Source organism: Vineibacter terrae (assembly GCF_008039615.1).
Classification (GTDB): Bacteria; Pseudomonadota; Alphaproteobacteria; order Reyranellales; family Reyranellaceae; genus Vineibacter; species Vineibacter terrae.
This window is the reverse complement of record NZ_VDUZ01000006.1, coordinates 1-23,722: the sequence shown is the minus strand read 5'-3', so window position 1 is coordinate 23,722 and position 23,722 is coordinate 1. Positions and strand designations below refer to the sequence as shown.

The 23,722-nt window shown below is 68.4% G+C and carries 23 protein-coding genes; 10 read left to right on the top strand and 13 right to left on the bottom strand.

Going from position 1 to position 23,722, the window contains the following annotated elements; genetic code table 11:
- The first annotated feature begins 204 nt into the window (after positions 1–204).
- From FHP25_RS06880 to FHP25_RS06870, 4 genes are all read left to right on the top strand, one after another.
- A complete protein-coding gene (locus FHP25_RS06880) occupies positions 205–1,155 on the top strand; it encodes a LysR substrate-binding domain-containing protein (protein WP_178133347.1) in 951 nt (316 codons plus the stop codon).
- Between the two features lie 103 nt (positions 1,156–1,258).
- Complete coding sequence (locus FHP25_RS06875) at positions 1,259–1,837, top strand: CarD family transcriptional regulator (RefSeq protein ID WP_231712227.1); 579 nt, start codon at positions 1,259–1,261, stop codon at positions 1,835–1,837.
- A 70-nt stretch (positions 1,838–1,907) separates the two neighbouring features.
- Positions 1,908–2,051, top strand: coding sequence for a hypothetical protein (locus FHP25_RS40700; RefSeq protein ID WP_178133346.1), 144 nt, complete (start codon positions 1,908–1,910; stop codon positions 2,049–2,051).
- A 166-nt stretch (positions 2,052–2,217) separates the two neighbouring features.
- Entirely contained in the window at positions 2,218–3,213 is a 996-nt protein-coding gene (locus tag FHP25_RS06870) for a LysR family transcriptional regulator (RefSeq protein ID WP_147846179.1), read from the top strand.
- On the opposite strand, the gene FHP25_RS06865 is transcribed toward FHP25_RS06870, so the two are convergent.
- From FHP25_RS06865 to FHP25_RS06845, 5 genes are all read right to left on the bottom strand, one after another.
- Positions 3,182–3,628 (bottom strand): Zn-ribbon domain-containing OB-fold protein, encoded by a 447-nt coding sequence (locus FHP25_RS06865; RefSeq protein ID WP_147846178.1) that lies wholly within the window; start codon positions 3,626–3,628, stop codon positions 3,182–3,184. The two genes, FHP25_RS06870 and FHP25_RS06865, sit on opposite strands and share 32 nt — an antisense overlap.
- Entirely contained in the window at positions 3,628–4,809 is a 1,182-nt protein-coding gene (locus tag FHP25_RS06860) for a thiolase C-terminal domain-containing protein (RefSeq protein WP_147846177.1), read from the bottom strand. Before FHP25_RS06860 ends, FHP25_RS06865 begins: the two co-directional genes overlap by 1 nt.
- A 126-nt stretch (positions 4,810–4,935) precedes the next feature.
- Positions 4,936–6,135, bottom strand: coding sequence for an amidohydrolase family protein (locus FHP25_RS06855; protein ID WP_147846176.1), 1,200 nt, complete (start codon positions 6,133–6,135; stop codon positions 4,936–4,938).
- A gap of 21 nt (positions 6,136–6,156) precedes the next feature.
- On the bottom strand, positions 6,157–7,269 hold the full coding sequence (locus FHP25_RS06850) for a nitronate monooxygenase (RefSeq protein WP_178133345.1): 1,113 nt from the start codon (positions 7,267–7,269) through the stop codon (positions 6,157–6,159).
- A 152-nt stretch (positions 7,270–7,421) separates the two neighbouring features.
- On the bottom strand, positions 7,422–8,621 hold the full coding sequence (locus FHP25_RS06845) for an amidohydrolase family protein (RefSeq protein ID WP_147846175.1): 1,200 nt from the start codon (positions 8,619–8,621) through the stop codon (positions 7,422–7,424).
- Positions 8,622–8,792: 171 nt separating this feature from the next.
- On the opposite strand from FHP25_RS06845, the gene FHP25_RS06840 reads away from it, so the two are divergent.
- The 3 genes from FHP25_RS06840 to FHP25_RS06830 all read left to right on the top strand — a co-directional run bounded on the left by FHP25_RS06840 (position 8,793) and on the right by FHP25_RS06830 (position 11,182).
- Positions 8,793–9,536, top strand: a complete 744-nt coding sequence (locus tag FHP25_RS06840; RefSeq protein ID WP_178133344.1) for an IclR family transcriptional regulator — start codon at positions 8,793–8,795, stop codon at positions 9,534–9,536.
- A 51-nt stretch (positions 9,537–9,587) separates the two neighbouring features.
- A complete protein-coding gene (locus FHP25_RS06835; protein ID WP_147846173.1) occupies positions 9,588–10,439 on the top strand; it encodes an LLM class F420-dependent oxidoreductase in 852 nt (283 codons plus the stop codon).
- 101 nt (positions 10,440–10,540) lie between these two features.
- Entirely contained in the window at positions 10,541–11,182 is a 642-nt protein-coding gene (locus FHP25_RS06830) for an FABP family protein (RefSeq protein WP_147846172.1), read from the top strand.
- Positions 11,183–11,315: 133 nt separating this feature from the next.
- Here FHP25_RS06830 and htpG read toward each other — a convergent pair whose 3' ends face one another.
- Positions 11,316–13,199: a molecular chaperone HtpG gene (htpG, locus tag FHP25_RS06825; protein ID WP_147846171.1), complete on the bottom strand. Its 1,884-nt coding sequence runs from the start codon at positions 13,197–13,199 to the stop codon at positions 11,316–11,318.
- A 73-nt stretch (positions 13,200–13,272) separates the two neighbouring features.
- Complete coding sequence (locus FHP25_RS06820; RefSeq protein WP_178133343.1) at positions 13,273–14,226, bottom strand: TIGR03619 family F420-dependent LLM class oxidoreductase; 954 nt, start codon at positions 14,224–14,226, stop codon at positions 13,273–13,275.
- A 51-nt stretch (positions 14,227–14,277) separates the two neighbouring features.
- On the opposite strand from FHP25_RS06820, the gene cofH reads away from it, so the two are divergent.
- Entirely contained in the window at positions 14,278–16,644 is a 2,367-nt protein-coding gene (gene cofH / locus FHP25_RS06815; protein ID WP_231712226.1) for a 5-amino-6-(D-ribitylamino)uracil--L-tyrosine 4-hydroxyphenyl transferase CofH, read from the top strand.
- Here cofH and FHP25_RS06810 read toward each other — a convergent pair.
- Positions 16,641–17,453: a helix-turn-helix domain-containing protein gene (locus tag FHP25_RS06810; RefSeq protein WP_147846168.1), complete on the bottom strand. Its 813-nt coding sequence runs from the start codon at positions 17,451–17,453 to the stop codon at positions 16,641–16,643. The two genes, cofH and FHP25_RS06810, sit on opposite strands and share 4 nt — an antisense overlap.
- 69 nt (positions 17,454–17,522) lie before the next feature.
- On the opposite strand from FHP25_RS06810, the gene FHP25_RS06805 reads away from it, so the two are divergent.
- On the top strand, positions 17,523–17,981 hold the full coding sequence (locus tag FHP25_RS06805; RefSeq protein ID WP_147846167.1) for a MaoC/PaaZ C-terminal domain-containing protein: 459 nt from the start codon (positions 17,523–17,525) through the stop codon (positions 17,979–17,981).
- Positions 17,982–17,994: 13 nt separating this feature from the next.
- On the opposite strand, the gene cofC is transcribed toward FHP25_RS06805, so the two are convergent.
- The 5 genes from cofC to FHP25_RS06780 form a co-directional block, all read right to left on the bottom strand.
- Positions 17,995–18,714 (bottom strand): 2-phospho-L-lactate guanylyltransferase, encoded by a 720-nt coding sequence (cofC, locus tag FHP25_RS06800; protein ID WP_147846166.1) that lies wholly within the window; start codon positions 18,712–18,714, stop codon positions 17,995–17,997.
- A complete protein-coding gene (cofD, locus tag FHP25_RS06795) occupies positions 18,711–19,661 on the bottom strand; it encodes a 2-phospho-L-lactate transferase (RefSeq protein ID WP_147846165.1) in 951 nt (316 codons plus the stop codon). The genes cofC and cofD overlap by 4 nt, the downstream gene beginning before the upstream one ends.
- Positions 19,658–20,434 (bottom strand): coenzyme F420-0:L-glutamate ligase, encoded by a 777-nt coding sequence (gene cofE, locus FHP25_RS06790; RefSeq protein WP_147846164.1) that lies wholly within the window; start codon positions 20,432–20,434, stop codon positions 19,658–19,660. The genes cofD and cofE overlap by 4 nt, the downstream gene beginning before the upstream one ends.
- Positions 20,435–20,496: 62 nt before the next feature.
- Positions 20,497–21,501 carry a glucose-6-phosphate dehydrogenase (coenzyme-F420) gene (gene fgd / locus FHP25_RS06785; RefSeq protein ID WP_147846348.1) on the bottom strand — a complete coding sequence of 335 codons (1,005 nt, stop codon included), beginning with the start codon at positions 21,499–21,501 and terminating at the stop codon, positions 20,497–20,499.
- A gap of 75 nt (positions 21,502–21,576) precedes the next feature.
- Positions 21,577–22,437, bottom strand: coding sequence for a TIGR03620 family F420-dependent LLM class oxidoreductase (locus FHP25_RS06780; RefSeq protein ID WP_147846163.1), 861 nt, complete (start codon positions 22,435–22,437; stop codon positions 21,577–21,579).
- Between the two features lie 261 nt (positions 22,438–22,698).
- On the opposite strand from FHP25_RS06780, the gene FHP25_RS06775 reads away from it, so the two are divergent.
- Positions 22,699–23,541, top strand: coding sequence for a VOC family protein (locus FHP25_RS06775; RefSeq protein WP_218578239.1), 843 nt, complete (start codon positions 22,699–22,701; stop codon positions 23,539–23,541).
- Positions 23,542–23,722 lie beyond the last annotated feature (181 nt).

Here is a 23,722-nt window from a genome sequence, read left to right as displayed (position 1 = left end):
CGCTGCCATCCCGGCCCGTCTTCAAGCCAATGAAGGCTGCTCCAAAACCCATGATCCATCGTCATGGGCCCCGCCCGTCCTGCGATACCGAAAGCCACATTGACGGGGTAACGGCCGCGTCACTGGCGTCAGAAAGGAGCGCCTCCACCCTCGACTGTCATGCATGATGCGGCATGCCAAGGCCGTCTCACGGGAGGAGACGTCATGTACAATTTGCGTGCTCTTGACCTCAATCTGCTGACGGTCATGGAGGCCGTCTATGAGATGCGGAGCATCACCGCCGCAGCCGAACGCCTCGGGATAACGCAATCCGCCGCCAGCCATGCCCTGGGCCGATTGCGCGACGCCCTGCGGGATGACTTGTTCGTGCGGTCCAACGACGGGCTGGTGCCGACTGCATCGGCACAGGCGCTGTACCCCGCGATCCGCGATGCTCTTGACACCATCCGGGAAGCGGTGTCGGGCAAAGCCACATTCGCTCCGGCACGGTCACGTCGCTCGTTCCGCATCGCCATCCCCCACGTGATGGGACCATTCATCGGTCTTCAGCTCGAGGAGCACGTGGCTACCGCGGCGCCGTCCGTCGAGCTCAACTTCGATACCCGCACGCTGCCATTCGATCTGCTGTCGGACATGGAAGAGGGACGCACGGATGCCGCCATCGACTGGATGCCGGCGTCACAGGGGATGTTCATCAATCAGCACCTGTTCGACGACGAGCTCATCCTGATCGCCCGCCGCGACCATCCGCGGATAGGCGCCGCGCCGACATCGTCGGCGCTGGATCGTGAGCGCTTCGTCGCGCTGCACCTGCGACCATCAATGGGGTCAGCACCGGACGCGCTACGCAAGCTCCTGGTCGCCAACAGCTTCAAGACCGCATTCCGAGTGAGCGAGTTCCTTGAAATACCCGCTGTCGTCGCATCAACCGACCTGCTCGGCATCATGCCCATGTCGATCGCCAGGCAGCTCCGTTCCATAGGGCTCTTGCACCTGCTGCCTCTGCCCTTGAATCAAGCCCCTGTGCCGATCGTGCTGACCTGGCATACGGGACGTCGCCGCGATCCGGGGCATGCCTGGCTCAGGCGCGTGGTTCGACAGGAAGTCCGCCGATTTGCCGCAGAGGCGTTCGCGGTCGTGCCCACCGCTGCCTAGCTGCCGACCATCATGCACATCATTCATGACCATCATGAAGGCCGGTCGTTGGCGGAGCATCATCGAGCCACCCAGATACCTGGCATCACCAGGTAGCGACAAGATGGACATCACCGCCTCTTCCATGCCCGACCCGTCGGCCAGCACGGCGCCGGCAACGGCGCCCGCCAGCGGGCCGCCGACCACGAACCCGGCGTTTGCCAAGGGAGATCTTGTCGTCTACCCGGCTCACGGCGTCGGTCGGGTGGCTGACATCGAGAAACGCCACATCGCCGGCAGCACGCTCGACCTCGTGGTGATCTCGTTCGAGCAAGCTCGCCTGACGCTGCGCGTTCCGACCGCCAAGGCCCAAGCCTCGGGCCTGCGCCGGCTGAGCTCACGCAAGACCATGGACAACGCACTGAAGACACTCAAGGGACGCTCTCGCATCCGCCGCGCGATGTGGAACCGTCGTGCGCAGGAATACGGGCTCAAGATCAACTCGGGCGATCCCGTTTCGATCGCCGAGGTCCTGCGCGACCTTCATGCGAATGTCGGCGACCCGGATCGCTCCTACAGCGAGCGCCAGATCTACGAAGCAGCGCTGGACCGGCTCGCACGCGAGCTGGCTGCCGTCGAGCGCACCGACAAGGACGCCGCCACGCGGAAGCTGACGCACTTCCTGGACGCACCATCGAAATAGGGAAGGTCATACCCCGGCGGCGCGCGGCCAACGCCGCGTGATGTGAAGGCGCATGGAAGGAGATCACGACATGCTTGCGGCGCTGCTCACTGTGGCCGCCTGGATGGTGGGGATCGCTGTCGCCCTGCTGCCCTTCGCAATCGCGATCGAGTGGCTGTCCGGTACCTCGAGGCCTATCACCATGCGCCGCAAAACCGGCGCGAAGCGCTCATAGGACGCGACCGTTTGCTCTCCAAGGAAGAAAGATCATCCTTGGTGATAGGTGCGTAACCAGCACCGCTGCGGCACCGCGCGGTTTGCGTCGATCCGGGTTATGCTGCGCCCACCAACATGATATCGGCCGGTCGAACGCGCCGTTGTCCTGGTCGGAGTGAGGCTGAATGTCCCGCACCCTGCCGCCCTTGGCACCGCTGCTCGCCTTCGATGCCATCATACGGCACGGGTCGTTCACACGCGCGGCAGCCGAGCTCGGAGTCACACAGAGCGCGGTCAGCCACCAGCTCAAGCGGCTGGAGCAGCATCTGGGAACCCCGCTTCTCGAACGGCTCAATCCCGGGATCCGGCTGACCGAGGCTGGCCGGGCGCTGGCCGGTGACGTCGGAACGGCGCTGGACGGCCTCGCCGCGCTGGAGAGCCATCGCCGCCGCCGGGCCGACCGCTCGACCCTGACCGTGAGCGCGGGCGCCGCGCTCTCGAACTGGTGGCTGATCCGACGGCTGCCACGCTTCGCCGCCGCCCACCCTGCGATCACCGTCGACCTCGTGCCCAGCGAGAACGGCAGCAGCCTGGCGCAGCCCGTCGATGTCCGAATCCTGTGGATGCCCGGCGATGAAGCCCGGCGCACGACGACTCAAGCGCCGCTGTTCTCGGAACGGGTCTTTCCGGTCTGTGCCCCGTCGCTGCTCCCGACCGGCCAGCCGCTGGCGGACACGGCCGGCCTGCTGCGGCTGCCGCTGATCCACAAGGACAGCGGCGGGGCCGGCGAGTGGAGCTGGCCGGTATGGCTGCGCCGGCTCGGCCTGCAACGGCCGGAGATGAAGAGCGGCGAGCTGCGCTTCAGCGAGATCGGGCTCAGCCTCACGGCCGCCATCAATGGCATCGGTGTCGCGCTCTGCCGGTCGCTGCTCGTCCACGATGCGCTGAGCGAAGGGCGTCTCGTGCCGGCGCTGGCCGACGAGTCCGTCGCCGTGGCGTCGAGCAAGGTGCACGTGGCGCGCTGGGCGCCGCGGCTGATCGGCGACCGGCGGGTCATGCTGTTCGTGGCCTGGCTGGCCCGCGAGGTGGAGCGGACCGTCACCGCGATCGAGGTTCCCTCCCCCGACATCGTCGAGGGAGGGAATGGCTTCAGCCGCCGTAGCGCCACTGCACCAGGGTGAAGGGCGGCTTGGCGTCGTCGTGGGGCTCGAACACGGCCTCGACTTCGGCGCCGATGCGCACCTCCTGGCGAGGGTCGCCGAGCAGGTTGCCCAGCATGCGGATGTTGCCGGCGTGCGGCAGCTCCACCAGCACGACGATGTAGGGGCCCTGCTCCTTGAGCGCCGGATGCACGGGATGCCAGGCACGCTCCCAGCTGTAGATGCGGCCGCGTCCGGCGACCTCTTCCCAGCCGACATCGAACGAGTGGCACTTATGGCAGATCCACTCCGGCCCCCATTGCCAGGTGCCGCACGCCTTGCAGCGCTGCACCAGCAGGACGCCGCGGCGCGTGCCGTCCCAGTAGGGCTTGTCGAGGCCGTCATTCTCGGGCACCGGGGTCGGCAAGCCCGGCCGCAGATAGGTCGCGGTCGTCATCACAGAGTCTCCCCACTGCCCAGGATCATGCTCGACACCGGTGTCACCATGGGGCCGGAGATCACCATCGAGACGTTGACGTCCGGCACCTGCGCCGTCGACGTGCCACGCAGCTGGCGCACGGCTTCGATCTGCAGCTCCAGCCCGTGCATGTAGCACTCGGCCAGATTGCCGCCGCTGGTGTTGAGCGGCAGCTTGCCGGTCGGCGCCATCAGGTTCTCGGGCACGAGGAACTCGTTGGCCTCCTCGGCCTTGAAGAAGCCGTGCTCGACCAGGCTCATCAGCACGCCGCCCGTGAAGTTCTCGTAGCTCTGCAGCACGTCGACATCGGACGGCTTCACCTTCGCCATGCCGTACAAACGCGGCGCCACGGTGGTGAAGCTGGAGGTGGCGTAGAGTGGCGCGTTGTGGCCGCGGGCGCCGTTGCGATACTCGGAGCCCTGCGCCGAGCCCAGCAGGTAGGCCGGCTTGTGCTGGAAATCGCGCGCCCGCTCGGCCGGCACGATGATCACGGCCGCAGCGCCGTCGTTCTCCATGCAGCAATCGTAGAGCCGCCACGGCTCGACGATCCAGCGCGACGCGTCGTAAGCCTCGGCCGTCAACGGCTTGCCATGCATCACCGCGCGCGGATTGCGCTGCGCATGGGCGTAGGCGGCCAGCGCGATCGCCCGCTGCGCATTGTGGCCGATGCCGTTCTCGTGCATGAAGCGCATGGCCCGCATGGCGAAGCGCTGGGCCGGCGACATCAGGCCGTAGGGCGCGTTCAGCGCCGGCTCGCCCGAGGCGACCCCGCCCGGGGCAGCCGCCCCGAAGCGCTGGAACTGGCCCTGGGCCAGCGCGCGATAGACCACGACGCAGTCGGCCATGCCAGCGGCCACGGCCGCGGCAGCATTGCCGACGGCGCCGGCACCGCCGCCGCCGCCGCCGCCCCACATCATGTTGGAAAACCGCAGGTCGGGCAGGCCCAGCGCCGCCGCCAGGCGCGACGGCTCGTTGCGGTCGTTGCTGTAGGAGGCGAAGCCATCGATCTTGCGCGGATCGATGCCGGCATCGGCGCAAGCGGCCAGGATCGCCTTGAGGGCCAGGACGAATTCGGGGTCGGGCGACTTGCCGTGCTTGTAGTAGGTTGTCTCTCCAACCCCCACGATCGCCACCTTGCCGCGCAGCGTGCGCTCGGTCATTGCTCCTCCTTTGCGTTCGGGTAACTGCGAGCGCAACACGCCGCTGCTGCGAATGGTGGCTCCATTCGACAGGACGCCTCGTTGCGCTCGATATGGCGGACGTGGCGCGCCCTGCGCGCCCTCCCGTCACATGCGATAGCGGGCCGGCACCTCCAGCTTGAGGAACCGGGCCGCGTTGAGGCCCAGGATCTTGGCCCGGGTCTCGTCGGACAGCCCGCCCATCGTGCGCTCGATGGCCTCGGCCGAATGCGGCCAGGTGCCTTCGTGGTGCGGGTAGTCGTTGGCCCACATGAAGTTGCTCGCGAGGTTGTTCGACTCGGCGAGGTCGAGCCCGGGCTGATCCTCCTGGAAGGAAGCAAAGCCGTGGGCACGGAAGTAGTCGCTGGGCAGGCCCTGCAGCTTGGGCCGCACCCAGAAGTGGTGCTTCTTGTAGGCCTCGTCCATCGCTACCAGCAGCCACGGAATCCAGCCGACGCCGGCCTCGATGGTCGCGAAGCGCAGGCCGGGGAAGCGCTCCAGCACGCCCGAGGCACAGAGATTGGCCACCGGCTCGATGGTCGGCGACAACGAGTGCGAGACGTAGTTGATCACCGCGCCGCCATTGCCGCGCGAGGCGCGCGGGTCGCGGCCGGTGGAGATATGGAAGGTGATCGGCAGGTCGGCGTCCTGGATCGCCGCCCATAGCGGGTCGAAATGCGGCAGATTGTAGTTGACGTGGTTGACGTCGTGCGATCCCCAGATCGGCTTGCACGGCAGGGTGAGGCAGCGGAACCCGAGCTTCGCCAGGCGCTGGACCTCGGCAATCGAGCCCTCCAAATCTCCCGTCGCGATCGCGCCGGCAATGACGATGCGGTCCTGGTGGGCGGCGAACATCTCCCAGGCCCACTCGTTCCAGGCCCGGCACTGCGCCTGCGCGAACGCGGCATCGGGCGTGGCCCACATCGCCAGCCCCTTGTTGGGGAACATCAGCTCGACGTCGATGCCGTCGTTGTCGTGATCGGCGATGCGGCCCGCCGCGTCGGCGCCCGACTTGTTGCGCACCGCGTCCTCGCCTTCCATCGCCGTGATGCGCAGGCGGTCGGGACGGTGCCCCTCGGTGACGCGCCACTGCACGCCATCCTTGTCGGTGACCACCCGCGGCAGGCGGTCGTGGTACTTCTTGTCCATCCGCTTGAGCCACAGATCGACCGGCTCGTTGGCATGGCAATCGGCCGACACCATGAAATACTTGCGCGCGGCATCCGGGCGCGCGGTGCGCGGCCAGCCCTCAGCCCCCGGCGTTTCCAGGCGCCAGCGGTTGGGTGGATTGACGACGATCTGACTCATCACATCCCTCCTCGGTTGCCATCACTCGAACATCGCGCTCAGCCGCTGCTGGGCTTCGACGAGCTCGTCCATCATCTCGTAGACCACGTCCTTGACCGTCGACTGCTGGGTCATGTCGCCCACGATCTGGCCCACGGGATAGGTCAGGAAATCGGGCGCGCGCACGCGCTCGACGCGCACGCGTCCCTCGCTCCACCACAGGATGTTCTGCAGCGGCGCCGGCAGCGGCTCGGGCGCGCCGGGCTTCTCGTAAGCGTCCGTGAAGGCGCAGCGCAGCGTGCGGCAGGGCTTGCCGGTGACGCTGCGCGTCAGCACGGCATCGTCTGAATCGGCTGCGAACATCCTGGCCTTGATCTCGGGGATCACCTCGCTCTGGATGGTCTTCAGCCAGATCGAGCCGCACCACACGCCTTCGCAGCCCAGCGCCAATGCGGCCGCCATCTGCCGCCCGCGGCCGACACCGCCCGCGCCCAGCACCGGCATCGGCGCCACGGCATCGACGATACGCGGCCACAGCACCATCGACGTGACCGAGCCGGTGTGGCCGCCGGCCTCGGTGCCGACCGCGATCACGAAATCGCAGCCGTTCTCCTTGTGGCGCAGCGCATGCTTGGGCCGCCCGGCCAGCGCCGCCACCTTGATGCCCTTGGCGTGCGCCGCATCGACCAGGGCCTTGGGCGGCGAGCCCAGCGCGTTGACGATCAGCTTGATGGGATGCTCCATCGCGATCTCGAGCATGCGCGCGCTTTCCGCCGGCGTGAAGGAAAGCTCGCTCAACAGCTCGCGCACGATCGCGTCGGCATCCGCGGACGGCAGCGGCGGAACACCCGCGTCGTCGAGCAGGCCGCGCACGAAATCGAGATGCTCCTTGGGAAAGAGGCGATCGGGATCGAACTTCAGGTCGCCGGCTTCCTGGTAGGTGGTCGGCATCAGCACGTCGATGCCGTAGGGCTTGCCCTCGATATGCGAGTCGATCCAGGCCAGCTCGCGCCGCAGCCGCTCGGGGCTCATGCGCGCCATGCCCAGCACGCCCATGCCACCGGCCTTGGAGACCTCGACGACGACATCGCGGCAATGCGAGAAGGCGAAGATCGGCACGTCGATGCCGAACATCTCGCACATCCGGTTCTTCATCGCCCCCGCTCCGTCAAAGCTCCGCGTCACCAAAAAACTAGGCGCCCCGACAAGCGGGAAAGCAATCACAACCTCAACCGCGTACCGCATGACGGTCATACGGTTCTGGTGATCGGCGGCCCGTCCGTCAGGCGAACGGGCCGCCATCGGCGTCACTGCCGGAAGCGGGCCGGCACGTCGATCTTGAGGAAGCGCGCGGCGTTCAGCCCCAGGATCTTGGCCCGTGTCTGATCCGGCAGCTTGCCCATCGTGCGCTCGATCGCCGCCGCCGAATGCGGCCAGGTGCCCTCGTGGTGCGGGTAGTCGTTGGCCCACATGAAGTTGTCGGCCAGGCCGTGCAGGTCGGCGAGATCGAGGCCCGACTGGTCCTCCTGGAAGGAGGCAAAGCCGTGGGCGCGGAAATACTCGCTCGGCAGGTTCTTCAGCTTGGGCCGCACCCAGAAGTGATGCTTGCGGTAGGACTCGTCCATCGCGTCCAGCAGCCAGGGGATCCAGCCGATGCCGGCCTCGATGGTCGCGAAGCGCAGGCCCGGGAAGCGCTCGAACACGCCCGAGGCGCAGAGATTGGCCACCGGCTCGACGCTGGGCGCCATGCCGTGCGAGACGTAGTTGATGATCGCGCCGCCGTTGCCGCGCGAGGCGCGCGGGTCGCGGCCGGTGGAGACGTGGAACGTGATCGCGAGATCGGCGTCCTGGATCACCGCCCACAGCGGATCGAAATGCGGCAGGTTGTAGTTGACGTGGTTGACGTCGTGCGAACCCCACACCGGCTTGCACGGCAAGGTCAGGCAGCGGATGCCGAGCTTCGCCAGGCGCTTGACCTCGGCGATCGAGCCCTCGAGATCGCCGGTCGAGATCGGCGCGGCGATCACGATGCGGTCCTTGTAGGCGCCAAACATCTCCCAGGCCCAGTCGTTCCAGGCCCGGCACTGCGCCTGCGCGAACTCGGCATCGGGCGTGGCCCACATTGCCAGCCCCTTGTTGGGGAACATCAGCTCGACGTCGATGCCGTCGTTGTCATGATCGGCGATGCGTCCAGCCGCGTCAGCGCCGGCCTTGGTGCGCGCCAGGTCCTCGCCCGTCATCTCCGTGATGCGCAGGCGATCAGGGCGATGCCCTTCGGTGATGCGCCACTGCACGCCGTCCTTGTCGGTGATCACCCGCGGCAGGCGATCGTGATACTTCTTGTCCATCCGCTTGAGCCACAGGTCGACCGGCTCGTTCACGTGGCAGTCGGCCGACACCATGAAGTACTTGCGCGCGTCACCGGGCCGGGCCGTCCGCGGCCATCCCTCGACGCCCGGCGTGCCCGCACGCCAGCGATTTGCCTCGTCCACGACCACCTGATCCATGTCTTCCTCCTCGTCCACCCAGGCCACACTGGAAACGGCACTTGACATCGTTCCGATATCAGAACATCATTCCTGTAACGGAAATCTGCCCCTCTCATGAGCTCGAGTGCAACCCCAACATCAGGCGCCTCGCGCATGTCCGGTATGACGCCACGGTCACCCGCGCGGGTCATGAGCGTGATCGAAGCGCTGGCACGTGCCCCCGACGGCGCGACCCTGGCGGCGCTGAGCCGCGATCTGGATCTGCCCAAGACGAGCCTCTTCAGCCTGCTGCGGGCGCTGGAGACCGACGGCTATGTCGTGAACGGGCGCGGCGTGTATCGCCTGGGCATGGCGACAATCCAGCTCGCGTCCATGATCAGCGGCGGGACACCGCAATTCCGCAAGATCAGCGCGCTGCTGCCGGCCCTGGCGACGCGCGCCGGCGAGACCGCGATGGTGGCGGTGCCCACGAGCGACGGGCTGGAAGCGTTCTATGTCGACATCGTCGAGGGGCCGCAGGCGATCCGCTATGCCTCGAGCACGGGCGCGCGGCGGCCGCTCTATTGCACGGCGGCGGGCCGCGTCATGCTCGCCTTTCGCGACCCCACCCTGACGCAAGCCTACTTCGCTGCCGTCACGCCGATGGCGCTCACGAAGCACACGACCACCGACAAGAACGCGCTGCGGGCGCTGATCGAGCATGTGCGGCGCACCGGCATCGCCGAGAGCCGCGACCAGGTCTCAATAGGCGTATGGGGCTTCGGCTCGCCGGTGTTCGATGCCAATCGCACGCTGGTGGCAGCGGTGATGATCGCCGCGCCGACCGACCGCGCGCAGCGCAACCACGCGCACCTCGTCGCCTGCATCCGTGATGCCGGCGAGGAGATGTCGCGCATGCTGGGCCTCGCCGGCGACTACATCCTCGCGCCTTGACGCCGCGCGCCAGTGCGGCACCATCCCGTCGACCGATGGACGGGAGGCCCCATGAAGCTCGGCGCGGCAATGTTCTTCACGGACTACTCGATGACTCCTGCCGATCTGGCGCGGGCGCTGGAGGAACGCGGGTTCGAATCGGTGTGGTCACCGGAGCATTCGCATATCCCGCTGTCGCGCCGGACGCCGTTCCCGCAGGGCGGCGACCTGCCCAAGCAGTATTACGACCTGATGGATCCTTTCGTGGCGCTGACCGCGGCGGCGGCGGTCACCCGCACCCTGCGCGTCGGCACCGGCGTCTGCCTGGTGGCGCAGCGCGACCCGATCCAGACCGCCAAGCTGGTGGCATCGATCGACCAGGTTTCGAACGGACGCTTCCTGTTCGGGATCGGCAACGGCTGGAACGCCGAGGAGATGGCCGACCACGGCACGGCCTTCGAGACCCGGCATAAGCTGGCGCGCGAGCGCGTCGAGGCCATGAAGCTGATCTGGACGCAATCGAAGCCGGAGTATCACGGCGAATTCGTCGACTTCGATCCCATGATGACGTGGCCCAAGCCGGTGCAGAAGCCGCACCCGCCGGTGATCGTGGGCGGCGCCTTCCCCTATGCCGCCCGCCGCGCCCTGCGCTACGGCGATGGCTGGATGCCGCATCGCCGGCGCAAGCACTACGATGACGTCGCTGCCCTGCTGCCGCAGTTCAAGCAGATGGCGGCCGAGGCCAGCCGCCCGCTGGACAGCGTCCCCGTGACGATCTGGGGCGTCAAGGATGCCGATCAGATCAGGCGCGACCGCGATGCCGGCGTCGACCGCGTGATCCTGCAGCTCCAGACCGCGAAGGCCGACCTCGTCCTGCCGGTGCTGGACCGCTGGGCCGAAGTCGCGCGCGAAATCAAGGGCTGAGCATCAAGCCCGCACGCGTCCCGATCGACAGCAGACGACGGCTTGTCATTGCAAGGAGGGGCACGCACTCTGTCCAGGTCCAACCCCTGACAGGGAACACCATGCCGACCAGATCCGACGACATCTTCACCGAGCCCGAGGATTTCTCGCCGGACACGCTCGCCAACCTGGGCCCGCTGCGCCGCCTGGCCGGCGTGTGGCAGTCCGATCGAGGCGTGGACGTCAGTCCCAAGGCGGAAGGCCCCGAACGGCGGGTGTTCCGCGAGCATATCCGGATGGAGCCGATCGATCCGCAAACCAACGGCCCCCAGCTCCTCTACGGGCTGCGCTACCACATCCACATCAACACGCCGGAGGAAGCCATCACGTTCCATGACCAGGTCGGGTACTGGCTGTGGGAACCGGCCACCGGGCTGATCATGCAGTCCATCACCATCCCGCGCGGCCAGGCGGTGCTGGCGGGCGGGACGGCGGCACCGGACGACAAGCGCATCTCCGTGGAAGCACGGCGCGGCGATACCCGCTTCGGAATCTGCTCGACAACCTTCCTCGAGGAAGCGTTCCGCACCGACTACTACCGCATCGACATCACCTTCAACGATGACGGCAGCTGGACCTATGTGACGCGCACGGACCTGGCGGTCCGGGGCAGCGAGCCGCCCTTCAACCACCACGACACCAACACCCTGCGACGGATCGGGCCACCGACACCGAACCCGATCGTTGGCCAGCCGAAGGGGTGATCTCCCCTTCGGAGGGCCTACGGCATTCACACATCTTCACTGTCATCCCGAGCGCCAGCGAGGGATCTCCCGCGAAAGACGCACCGTGCGCCTTGCCGCAGGAGATCCCTCGCTGCGCTCGGGATGACAGGTATCAGGCCGGCAGCGCCCGTCCGATCACGCGCGCCAGCCGATCGGCGAAGGCGCGTGGATCGCCCGGCGGCTCGCCGTCCAGCACGCGCGCCTGGTCGAGCAGCAGATGGGCGGCATCGGCCTTGATCGAGTCGTCGTCCTTCAGGCCGATCAGCGACGCGACCAGGGCGTGGTGCGGGTTGATCTCCAGCACCGGCTTGGCACCGGCCCGCAGCCGTCCGGCGCCGGCCAGCATCTTCTCGAGCTGGCGGTCGGGGCCGCTGGTCGGCGCCACCAGGCAGACGGCGCTTTCCGTCAACCGCTCCGACACCCGGACATCGGAGACGGCATCACCCAGGGTCGTCTTGACGAACGACACGAAGTCAGCCGTCGGGACATCGTCCGCCGGCTTCTGATCGCTGCCGGAGTCGCTGCGCGGGATCAGCGCCAGGTCGGCCTCGCCCTGGGTCACCGAACGGAACGGCTTGCCGTCGAACGACGGCGCCATCGTGACCCAGAAGCTGTCGACCGGATCGCTCAGCAGCAGCACCTCCACGCCGCGGGCGCGGAAGCCCTCCAGATGCGGCGACGCCTGCAGCCGGGCGATATCGTCGCCGGCCAGGTAGTAGATCGCGGTCTGGTTCTCCTTCAGACCGGCAACGTAGTCCTTCAGGCTGCACCAGCCTTCCGGCGCCGCTGTCGTCCTGAAACGCGACAGGCCCAGCAGCCCCTCGCGACGCTCGAAATTCTCGTAGAGGCCTTCCTTCAGCACGGCGCCGAAAGCGTCCCAGACCTTGTTGTAGGCCTCGGGCTCCTTGTCCGCGAACTTCTCGAGGTCGCCCAGCACGCGGGTGGTGACGCCCTTGCGGATGGACTCCAGGATCGGACTTTCCTGGATCATCTCGCGCGAGACGTTGAGGGGCAGGTCGGCGGAATCGACCAGCCCCCGCACGAAGCGCAGGAAGCGCGGCACGATCTCGACGTCGTCGGTGATGAACACGCGCCGGACGTAGAGCTTGATGCGGCCCTTGCGCTCGGCGTCGAACAGATCGAACGGCCGCGTGCCCGGCACGAAAAGGAGCGCCGTGTATTCCTGGCGGCCTTCGGCACGGTAGTGCACGGTGAGCGCCGGCTCGTCGAACTGGCCGGCGACGCTGCGATAGAAGTCGGTGTACTCGGCCGGCGTGATCTCGGACTTGGGCTTGGTCCACAGGGCGGCGCCATCCGCCACCTCGGCCGGCGCCTCACCCGGCTTGTCGATGATCGCGATCGGCACCGGCACATGCCCGGACTGCGCCTTGACGATGCGCTCCAGCTCCGGCCGCTCGGTATAGTTCTTGGCGTCCGCCATCAGGTGCAGCACCACGCGGGTGCCGCGCGCCGGCGCGTCCTCGGGGGCCGCCGCCGCCATGGTGTAGCTGCCCTTGCCGTCGGACGACCACAGCCAGGCCTGGTCCGACCCGGCGCGCCGCGACACGACGTCGACGCGGTCGGCCACCATGAAGGCGGAATAGAAGCCGACACCGAACTGGCCGATCAGGTTGGCGCCGGCCTCGCCCTCGGCGGCCTGCAGGCGGTCCAGGAAGGCCTTGGTGCCGGACCGCGCGATGGTGCCCAGCGCCTCCACCATCTCGTCGCGGCTCATGCCGATGCCGTTGTCCTCGACGGTCAGCCGCCGCTGCTCCGGATCGATCGCGAGCGTGATGCGCGGCTTGGGGTCGTCGCCCAGCAGCGCCGGCGTGGCGATGGCCTCGTAGCGCAGCCGCTCGCAGGCGTCGGCGGCGTTCGAGATCAGCTCGCGCAGGAAGACATCCTTGTCGGAATAGACGGAATGCACCATCAGGTGCAGCAGCTTGGCGACGTCGGCCTCGAACGGCCGGCTTTCCGTCGATGCAGCATCAGTCATGTCGGTGAAGCCCCATAGGCAATTTCGGCGGCACACGAAATGGTGCATGCCGCCGGCCGATTCAAGTGGTTCCTTACAGCTGCGACGCCACCTCGCGGCGGAAGCGCTGCATCTTGTCCAGCACCGCCTCGACGGTGGCGCCGCCGAAGTCGAAATCGACATGGCCCACGCCCAGGCCGCGCAAGGCGCGCAGGTCGGCGGCCATGTCGGCCGCGCTGCCGCCCAGCAGATAGCGCTCGCCGTCGCCGGCCTTGGGCGGCGCCGCCTCGCCGTAGCGATGGACCCGCAGCGCGACCCCCACGCTTTGCGGGTCGCGCCCGGCCTCCTGGGTCAGCTTCCGCAGGCGCGCGATGCCGGCGCCCAGACGGGCCAGGCTGTCCAGGGGAAACGCCGGGTTGGTGCCGATCGGGTACCAGGCCGTGCCGATGCGCGCCGTGCGCCGCAGCGCCGGCCCGCTCTCGCCGCCCACCCAGATCGGCGGGTGCGGCTTCTGCACCGGCTTGGGCGCGAAGGTGATGTCGCCGAAGCGCACATGCGGGCCAGAATGCCGCGGCGCGTCCTGGGTCCATAGCGCAATGAAGGCATCGAGATAGTCGTCGGTCACGGCCCCACGGGCGGCGAAATCGGGCGCTTCCAGGGCCTCGAACTCCTCCTTCAGCCAGCCGGCGCCGATACCCACGGTCAGCCGGCCGCCGGACAGCACGTCGATGGTGGACAGGATCTTGGCCGTCAGCACCGCCGGCCGGTGCGGCACCACCATCACCGAGGTCACCAGGCGCAGCCGTGACGTCTTGGCGGCCAGGAAGGCGACCTCGGTCAGCTGCTCGTGGCGCTCGGCGCGCGCCCCGGCGGGGAACTCGCCGGTGGCGCTGTAGGGATACTTGGCCTGGATGTCGCTGGGGATCACGACATGATCGCTGAAGGTCGCGTAGTCGAAGCCCATGGCCTCGCCTTCGACCACAAGGCGTGTAAGGTTTTCCGGCGTCGACAGGGGCCCGGCTGTCGGCGCATTGAAGCCGATCTGCATTGCTCTCTCCGTTGATTGCATCAGGCCGGGCGATGCTACACGATGTGCCCCATGAACGAGTCGCCTATTCCTCTGGAGGATCGCCTGCAGCAGGCGCCCCTCAGCGAATTGCTGTCCGCGGCCGCGGCCCTGCGCGATGAGGGCCACGGCCGGCTGATGTCCTATTCGCGCAAGGTGTTCATCCCGCTCACCCATCTGTGCCGGGATGTGTGCCACTACTGCACCTTCGCGCAGCGGCCGCGCGCCGGCCGACCGGCGTACCTGTCGCCCGAGCAGGTGCTGGGCATCGCCCGCGCCGGCGCCGCCGCCGGCTGCACCGAGGCGCTGTTCACCCTGGGCGACAAGCCGGAGCTGCGCTACCGCGCCGCGCGCGAGGCGCTGCAGGCGCTGGGCCACGAGACCACGATCGGCTACCTGCGCGCCATGTGCGAGCTGGTGCTGCGCGAGACCGGCCTGCTGCCGCATGCCAATCCCGGCGTGATGACGCGCCAGGAGATCGCCGACCTGCGCCTGGTGACGGCGAGCCAGGGCATCATGCTGGAGACGACCAGCGCGCGGTTATGCGAGCCCGGCGGCGTCCATCACGGCTCTCCTGACAAGGATCCGGCGGTGCGGCTGGAGACGATCCGGCTGGCGGGCGAGCTGAAGGTGCCCTTCACCACCGGCATCCTGATCGGCATCGGCGAGACCCGGGCCGAGCGCCTCGACTCGCTGCGCGCCATCGCCGACCTGCATGCGCGCTATGGCCACATCCAGGAAGTGATCATCCAGAACTTCCGCGCCAAGCCGGGCACCAAGCGTGCCGGCGCGCCGGAGCCCGATCTCGACGACCTGCTGTGGACCATCGCCGCCGCGCGGCTGGTGCTGGGCCCTGACATGAACATCCAGGCGCCCCCCAACCTGTCTCCGGGCGTCTACCAGCGCCTCGTGGCCGCCGGGCTGAACGACTGGGGCGGCGTCTCGCCGGTGACGCCTGATCACGTCAACCCGGAAGCGCCATGGCCGGCCATCGTCGAGCTGGCGCAGCGCACGGCCGAGACCGGCAAGCTGCTGGTGAACCGCCTGCCCGTCTATCCCGCCTACGCGCGCGCCCCCGACACGTGGCTGGCGCCCGAGGTCGCGACGCGCGTGCGCCGCATGAGCGACGCCGACGGCCTGGCGCGCGACGACGACTGGGCGCCGGGCAGCACCACGCCGCCGCCGCGGCCGCAGGTGCTGCTGGCGGCCGTCGACCCGCAGCTGAGCCGGATGGTCGAGCGCGCCGCTTCCGGCGGCCGGCTCGAGCATGGCGAGATCGTGCGGCTGTTCGCGGCCCGCGATGCCGACTATGTGCATGTCACGGGCGCCGCCGACGCGCTGCGCCGCGCGGTCAGCGGCGACGTGGTGCGCTACGTCGTCAACCGCAACATCAACTACACCAATATCTGCTATTTCCGATGCCGCTTCTGCGCCTTCTCCAAGGGCAAGACGCACGAGGAGCTGCGCGGCGCGCCCTATGACCTGGGCCTGGAGGAGATCACGCGGCGCGCCGTCGAGGCATGGGAGCGCGGCGCCACCGAGGTGTGCCTGCAGGGCGGCATCCATCCCGACTACACCGGCGAGACCTATGCCGCGATCTGCCGCGCCATCAAGACGGCGGTGCCCGGCATGCACATCCACGCCTTCTCGCCGCTGGAGGTGACGCAGGGCGCCGCAACGCTGAACCAGACGGTGCAGACGTTCCTGGCGACACTGCAGGAAGGTGGCCTGGGCACCCTGCCCGGCACGGCGGCCGAGATCCTCGACGACGAGGTGCGCGCCATCATCTGCCCCGACAAGGTCAACACCGCGCAGTGGCTCGACGTGGCGCGCACCGCGCACGGGCTCGGCCTGCGCACGACATCGACGATCATGTACGGCCATGTCGAGACGCCGCTGTCCTGGGCCCGCCACCTGCTGGCGCTGCGCGACCTGCAGGCCGAGACCGGCGGCTTCACCGAGTTCGTGCCGCTGCCGTTCGTGCACATGGAAGCGCCGATGTACCTGCACGGCCGCGCCCGCAAGGGCCCGACCTTCCGCGAGGCGGTGCTGATGCATGCCGTCGCACGGCTGGCGCTGCATCCGCATATCACCAACATCCAGACGTCGTGGGTGAAGATGGGCCCGTCCGGCGCCGCGATCTGCCTGAAGGCCGGCGCCAACGACCTGGGCGGCACGCTGATGAACGAAAGCATCTCGCGCGCCGCCGGCACGCAGCACGGCCAGGAGTTCCCGCCGGCCGCGATGGAGGCGCTGATCCGCTCCATCGGCCGCACGCCGCAGCAGCGCGACACGCTCTACCGCCCCGTGCCCGAGGAGCGCCGCGCCGCATCGTTCACCGCCGCGGAGCTGGCGCCCATCGTGCTGACCCCGCCGCGCAAGCGGGTGGCGGCGGGCTAGCCTTCAGCCGCCCAGCCCTCCAGCAATCTCGCCGTGTTTGAATCGGCCGGGAAGAAGCTCTCGATCCGGATCTCCTGGGCGGTAATGTCCTGGGGCGTTCCCAATGTCGCGATAACCGTGAAGAGCTTGAAAGCGATCGAGTCCTTCCGAAATTCGATCGTCAGGATCGGCTCCCGCGGTTGCTCGAGCCGCGGGATGTCGGCGAGCTTTGGCACGTCAGGGTAGCGCAGGAGCCGAGCCAACAGCGCAGCAGTTTCCTCGGAACCGTCCGACAGCGCGTCGGCATGAACGATCTGCACGAGCGCGTGCGCGACATCGAGCCAGTTGACGATCAGCGGGCGCAACAGGTGGGGCCCAAGCAGCACGTCCGCGAGATTGACCGGCGCTGCCGGATCCGGTGCGCGTTCCGGTGTACCGTTGAGAAAGCTCGTCAGCTGGCGCGAGGCGCGATTTTCGCGCAGCACGTTCCATTGTCGATCAACCACGAGTGCCGGGTAAGGTTCATGCTGTCTCAGCACGTGGTCGAGCGCACGATCCACGATGGACAGCGCGGATTCAGCAAGACCGCTCTCGCGCCACATCGGCGCAAACCCTGCGGCGTGCAACAAGGCGTTCTGCTGCCGCAGCGGCACCTCCAATACCGCGGCCAACCGAAGGACCATCTCGCGGCTCGGCTGCGTGCGGCCCAGTTCCAGGAAGCTGATGTGCCGCTGCGATACCTCGGCGCGGTGGGCAAGGCTGAGCTGTGACCAGCCGCGGTGCGTGCGCCACCAGCGCAGGCGCGCCGCGAATGTCGCTGCGCTGCTCATGATTACATCCCAGATAGTTGCCGGGACGGCGATGGCTCCCACTCTATCAAAGGAAGCGATGAGGAGCCCATGACCAGATACTTCGAGGACGTCGCCGTCGGCGACACGTTCGAATCCGAGGATACGGAGCACGTCACGCGGGACGCCATCCTGGACTTCGCCAGGGCCTGGGACCCCCAGACCTATCACGTCGACGAACAGGCTGCGAAGGCATCCTTTGCCGGCGACATCTCCGCCTGTGGCGTTCACACCCTGGCGATCAGCATGAAGCTCGCCCACCGATCCGGGTTCTTCGACATCCTCCCGGTCGTAGGCCTGGGTGTCGATGAGCTGCGATTGCTCAAGCCCGTCCTGCCGGGCGATCGCCTGGCCGTCCGAGTCACGATCACGGCGATGAGGCCATCGAACAGCCGACCCGGCCAAGGGATCATCACGAACCGCACGGAGCTGATCAATCAGGCCGGGCAGGTCGTGCTGCGTTTCGCCTTGTCGGAGATCGTCAACAGAAGGCCCGGTATCCAGGACTGAAGCCAGCTACCCCTCACCCAGCCTCTCCCCGCTTTCGCGGGAAGAGGGGAATGACCTCGCGCTCCACCAGCAGGCGCGGCACGCCGGCTTCCTCGAGGAAGGCCCGGGTCCGGGTGCCGACGGATTCGGGCCGGCGCAGGAACATGGCCAGGTCGACAGGGTGATCGATGTCCATGGCGATGCCGGGCCGGCGCACCACGGTCGGGGTGATGCCGCAGCGTCGCGCCGCGTCGAGATGCGGGAAGTAGCTGTTGTCGCCGAAGCGCAGCGGCACCGAGTCGGGAGGCGAGCAGACGACGGCGTTGGAGCCCAGGTCGTCATGCGCCGGCGCGATGGTGAACGCCGGCGCGGCCTGGTGCGCGGCCAGCACCGCTTCGACCTCGGCCGCGGTCATGGCCGGAATGTCGCCGGGCATCGTGATCATGCCGCCCCGCTTCTCGGCCAGCAGCACGCGCGCCCCGGCATTCACGCTGCCGGTGTGGCCCTCGCGCGCGCCGTCGGTGACGATGCGCGCGCCGATGCGCCGGGCGTGCGCCGCGATCCGCGGATCGAGCGTGACGACGAGGATGCCGGCCAGGCCACGGACCGTCGCGATCTTGTCCAGCACCTCCACCACCATCACCTCGGCCAGGGCAGAACGCTGCGCCGGCGTCAGCAGGCCGGCAAGGCGCTGCTTGGCGCCGTCCAGCTCCTTGACCGGCACCACGGCCCAGATGTCCGCCTCGGCCGTCATGACCGTTGCCGCAGGGCATCGGCGGCGGCGAGGACGACGCGGGCCAGGGCTTCCTTGTCGGCGAGCGTCGTCATCAGCGTCGGTGCCGGCGTGACGGCGCAGGCCAGGCCCGCAACGCCCGCGGCGTCGACGGGATCGACGACATAGCCGGCCAGCAGATCGCCGTAGCGGCGGGCGACGGCGGCGGCGCTCGCCTCCAGGCCCAGCTCCTGCATCATCTTCGCCGTCGGCCCCTTGACCGCACGCCCGCCGATGATCGGCGATACCGCGACCACGGGCGCGCCTGCCCCGGCGATCGCGGCGCGCAGGCCAGGCACCGCCAGGATCGGCTCGATGCTGATGAAGGGATTGGATGGGCAGATCACCACCGCGCGCAGGCCGCCGCCGCGCAAGGCAGCCATCACATCAGGCTGCGGTCGCGCCGTCGCGGCTCCTTCGAAATCCAGCGCCTGCACCACCGGCCGGCATTGCTGGCGCACGAAATAGTCCTGGAAGTCGATCCAGCCGTCGTCGCTGCGCACCCGCGTGCGCACACGATCGTCCGTCATCGGCAGCACGCGCGCACCGATGCCCAGGCGCCGGCAGAAATCCGCCGTGACCTGCGACAGGGTCTGGCTGTCTCGCAGGCGGCGCGTGCGCTCGACATGCGTGGCCAGGTCCCTGTCGCCGAGACGGAACCAGTCGGCGCCGCCCAGCGCCCCGATGCTGGCCATGAACGACCACGTCTCGTCGCGCCGGCCCCAGCCGGTCTCGGGATTGTCGAGGCCGGCCAGCGCGTAGGTGAGGGTGTCGATGTCGGGCGAGATGCTGAGCCCGAGATGCTCGAAATCGTCGCCGGTGTTGGCGACCACCAGCAGTTCCTCCGGCGGCAGCACGCGGCTGAGCCCGAGGGCCAGCTTGGCGCCGCCGACTCCGCCGGAGAGCGCCACGACGAGGCCCTTGCTCATCGGAAAAGGTCCTCGGCCGGCGGCCGCACGAGCTCGGACGCCGGCGCGTCCGGTGCGCGCCATGTGAGGCCACGCACCAGCACGACCGGCTGAGCCTCGTCAGCCTGGCCCATCACCAGGGACGCCGCCGCGGCGATCTCGTCGGCGAAGCCCGACACCGTGACCTGCAGCGCGCGGCCGAACAGGTCCGGCGTGCCGCGCAGATCCAGCAGCGCCGGCAGGCCGGCCGCGCCGATCGCCACCCCGACGGTGCCGCGGCGCCAGGCGCGGCCGAAGCTGTCGTTGATGATCACGGCCACCGCCACCCCGGCCGCCGACGACAGACGGGCGCGCAACGCCTCGGCGCTGCCGTCGGGATCACGGGGCAGCAGCAGCGCATGCTGCGCGGCTTCTTCCGCGGACGCGATGTTCGACTGGTCGACCCCGGCATTGGCCATCACGAACCCGAGCCGATGCTGGGTGATCACCAGGTTGGGCCGCGCCCGCACCACGCGCACCGACTCCGACAGGATCAGCTCGATGACGCGCGGATCCTTCTGCACCTGCTCCGCCAGCTTCACGGCCTCGGCCGAGGGCGTGACGCTGGCGAGGTCGATCAGCCGGCCCTCTGCCTTGGACACGATCTTCTGCGCGATGACGAGCACATCGCCGGCCTGGAGCCGCAGGCCGGCGCGCACGAGCCCTGCCTCGATCAAGGCCGCGATATCGTCGCCGGCCTTGACCATGGGGATGCCGGGCAGCGCCAGGATCTGCACGGCGCTCGCACGGTTCATGCGCAGATCCTTCGCGGCGCTGTGAACCGAGTGGAGGAAGCAATGCTGTCCATTGCCGCCGCTCAGCCGAAGCGCTTGCGCAGGCGCGGCAGCACCTGCTCGCCATAGAGCTTCAGGAAGCGCGCCTGGTCGGGGCCCGGCGCATGGAACACGAGGTGGCGGAAGCCGAGATTGACGTAGGTGGCGATGCGCTCGATCTGCTCGTCGGGATCGCTCGACACGATCCAGCGGCTGGCCGCCCGCTCCAGCGGCAGGGCGTTGGCCAGCCGCTCCATCTCGGCCGGGTCCTCGACCGACATCTTCTCCTCGGCCGACAGCGCCAGCGCCGCCCAATGGCGCGTATCCTGCAAGGCGCGCTCGCGATCGGTATCGAACGACACCTTGACCTCGATCATGCGGTCATAGGTGCTTTCCTTGCCCGGCGTCTCGGCGACGCCTTCCGCCACCTTGGGCAGCAGCGTCTCGGTATAGAGCTTGGGGTCCTTGCCGCTGGTGCAGATGAAGCCGTCGGCGGTGCGGCCGGCGTACTTCGCGACCAGCGCCCCGGCGGCGGCGACATAGATCGGCACCTCGGTGGCCGGGCGGTCGTAGATCGTCGCCTTTTCCGTGCGGTAATACTGGCCCTCGAAGCTCACGCGCTCCTCGCGCCAGAGCTTGCGGATCAGCGTCACCGCCTCGCGCAGCCGCGCGAACCGTTCCTTGAACTCGGGCCAGGGCTGGCCCGTGGCCGGCACTTCGTTCAGCGACTCGCCGGTACCGATGCCCAGCACGACACGGCCCGGAAACATCGCCCCCAGCGTGCCGAAGGCCTGCGCCACGATGGAGGGATGATAGCGGAAGGTCGGCGTGAGCACGCTGGTGCCGATGATCACGCGCGAGGTGCGGGCCCCGACCGCGCCCAGCCATGCCAGCGACGACGGCGCATGGCCGTCATTATGCTTCCAGGGCTGGAAATGATCGCTGACGAACACCGAGTCGAAGCCCGCCGCCTCGGCCAGGCACGAGAACTCCAGCAGCGGACCGGGGCCGAACTGCTCGGCCGACGCCTTGTATCCCAATTTCAGCACGATGACGGACTCCTCGCCGGAAAGCATCGGCGGCAGTCTATAGACCGCCGGCCTGCCAAGAACCAGACTGGCCGCTTACGTATCCGCCAGGGCCTTCAGGATACGGTCCCGGGCGGCGATGTCGCCGTCGGCGTGCACCGGCTGCACCGCCACGTGGGTCGCGCCGGCGGCGATGTGGCGGCGCAGGCCGGCCTTGACCGTATCGGCATCACCCCACAGCACCATCGCATCGATGAAGCGGTCGCTGCCGCCATTGGCCAGGTCGGCCTCGGTGAAGCCCTCCCGCAGCCAGCTGTTGCGGTAGTTCGGCAGCACCATGTAGCGGGCGAGCTCCTTGCGGCCCAGCGCGCGCGCCGCCGCCGGGTCGGTCTCGAGCGTGACCTTCTGCTCCACCGCCAGCCACTTTGCCGGCCCCAGGATCTTCGCGGCCTGCGCCGTGTGCGCCGGGGTCACGTTGTAGGGCACCGCGCCGCGCGTGCGTGCCGCGCTCAATTCCAGCATCTTGGGGCCCAGCGCCGCGAGCACCACCGGCCAGCTTCCGGAGTCGGGCTCGTCCTTGGCCAGACCGTCGAGATAGGCGCGCATCGCCGGGATGGGCTTGTCGTAGCGATGGCCGCGCAGCCCTTCCACCATCGGGATATGGCTGACCCCCAGCCCCAGGATGAAGCGGTTGTCGTACAATCCGTTAAGCGTCAGCAGCCCGCGCCGCGCGGTGTAGGGATCGCGCGCGTAGATGTTGGCGATCGAGCTCCCGATCATAAGTCCGCGGCTGTGCTGCAGCAGGAAGCCGGCCAGCGCCAGCGATTCGTAGCCCCGCGACTCGGGGTACCAAAGGGCCGAATAGCCGCTGTCCTCGATGGTCCGCAGCAGCGCCCGCAGCTGCGGCCCGTCAAGCCGGTCGGTCGGGTACCACACGCCGAGGCGTCCGAGGGGCATGTTGCTTCTCCCGTGCAAATCGTGTCAGGCCAAGCCTAGCGCACGATCTGCCGCTTGAGAATCGAAAGCACCGCGGCGCAAAGTGTCCGGACCGTCAGCAGGGCATTCGCACATGACCTCGCTGTCATCCCGAGCGCCAGCGAGGGATCTCCTGCGGCAAGGCGCACGGTGCGCAATTCGCGGGAGATCCCTCGCTGCGCTCGGGATGACGGTAGGGGCATATGCGAATCCCCTGCGACCGTCAGGGAAGGGATGCTTCGCATGACACTGCCCGCAGCCACGCTCGATCATGTCGTGATCAATGCGCGCGACGACATGGATAGCGCCGCCGACACCTATCGCCGCCTCGGCTTCACGCTCACGGCGCGCGGTTATCATTCGCTGGGCTCGATGAACCACCTGGCGATGTTCGGCACGGACTATCTCGAGCTGATCGCGGTGCCCAAGGGTGCCACCAGCGGGCGACTGGAGCTCCTGGCCTTTCCCGCCGGCCTTAACGGCCTGGTGTTCGGCAGCGAGGACTCGGCAGCCACCCATGCCGCGCTCAGCGCCGCTGGCGTGCCGGTCGAGCCGCCCATCGAGTTCACGCGGCCGGTGCGCATCGACGGCGCCGACCGCGACGCGCGGTTCCGCACCGTGCGCATGAAGGCCGGAACCGTGCCTTATGGCCGCGTCTATTTCTGCCATCACTTCACGCGCGACCTGGTCTGGCGCGACGAATGGCGCCACCACGCCAACGGCGTGGTGGCCATCGCACGCGCCGTGATCGTCGAGCCCGACCCGGCAGCCGCTGCACGCCTCTATGCCACGATGTTCGGCCCCGAGCTGGTACGTGACATCGATGGCGGCAAGGCATTGATCGTCGGCAACGCGCGCTTCGACATTGTGACCGAGGCCGCGTTGCGGCACCGGTTCGGCGATGCCTGCCCGGACGCTGAAGGCCGCGCCGCCTACATGGCTGCCTTGACCTTCAGGACTGCCTCCCTGGCCATGGCGGCGCGCGCCTTGCGAACCGGCGGCATTGCCGGAGTCGTCGAGAGTGAGGAGCGGCTGGTCGTGCCGGCGCGGCAGGCGTTCAATGCCACCCTGGAGTTCATCCCGTAGCTCAGCAGGGGATTCGCATATGGGAGCACCGGCGCCGTCTCCTCGCCCCGCGGCAGCGGGGAGAGGAAGGGGCCCATGCCGAAGGCATGGGAAGGTGAGGGGTAGGAACGATCAAGCCATGCAGCAAAAATAGGGACTGATCGCTCGTACCCCTCACCTTCCCATCGCTTCGCGATGGGCC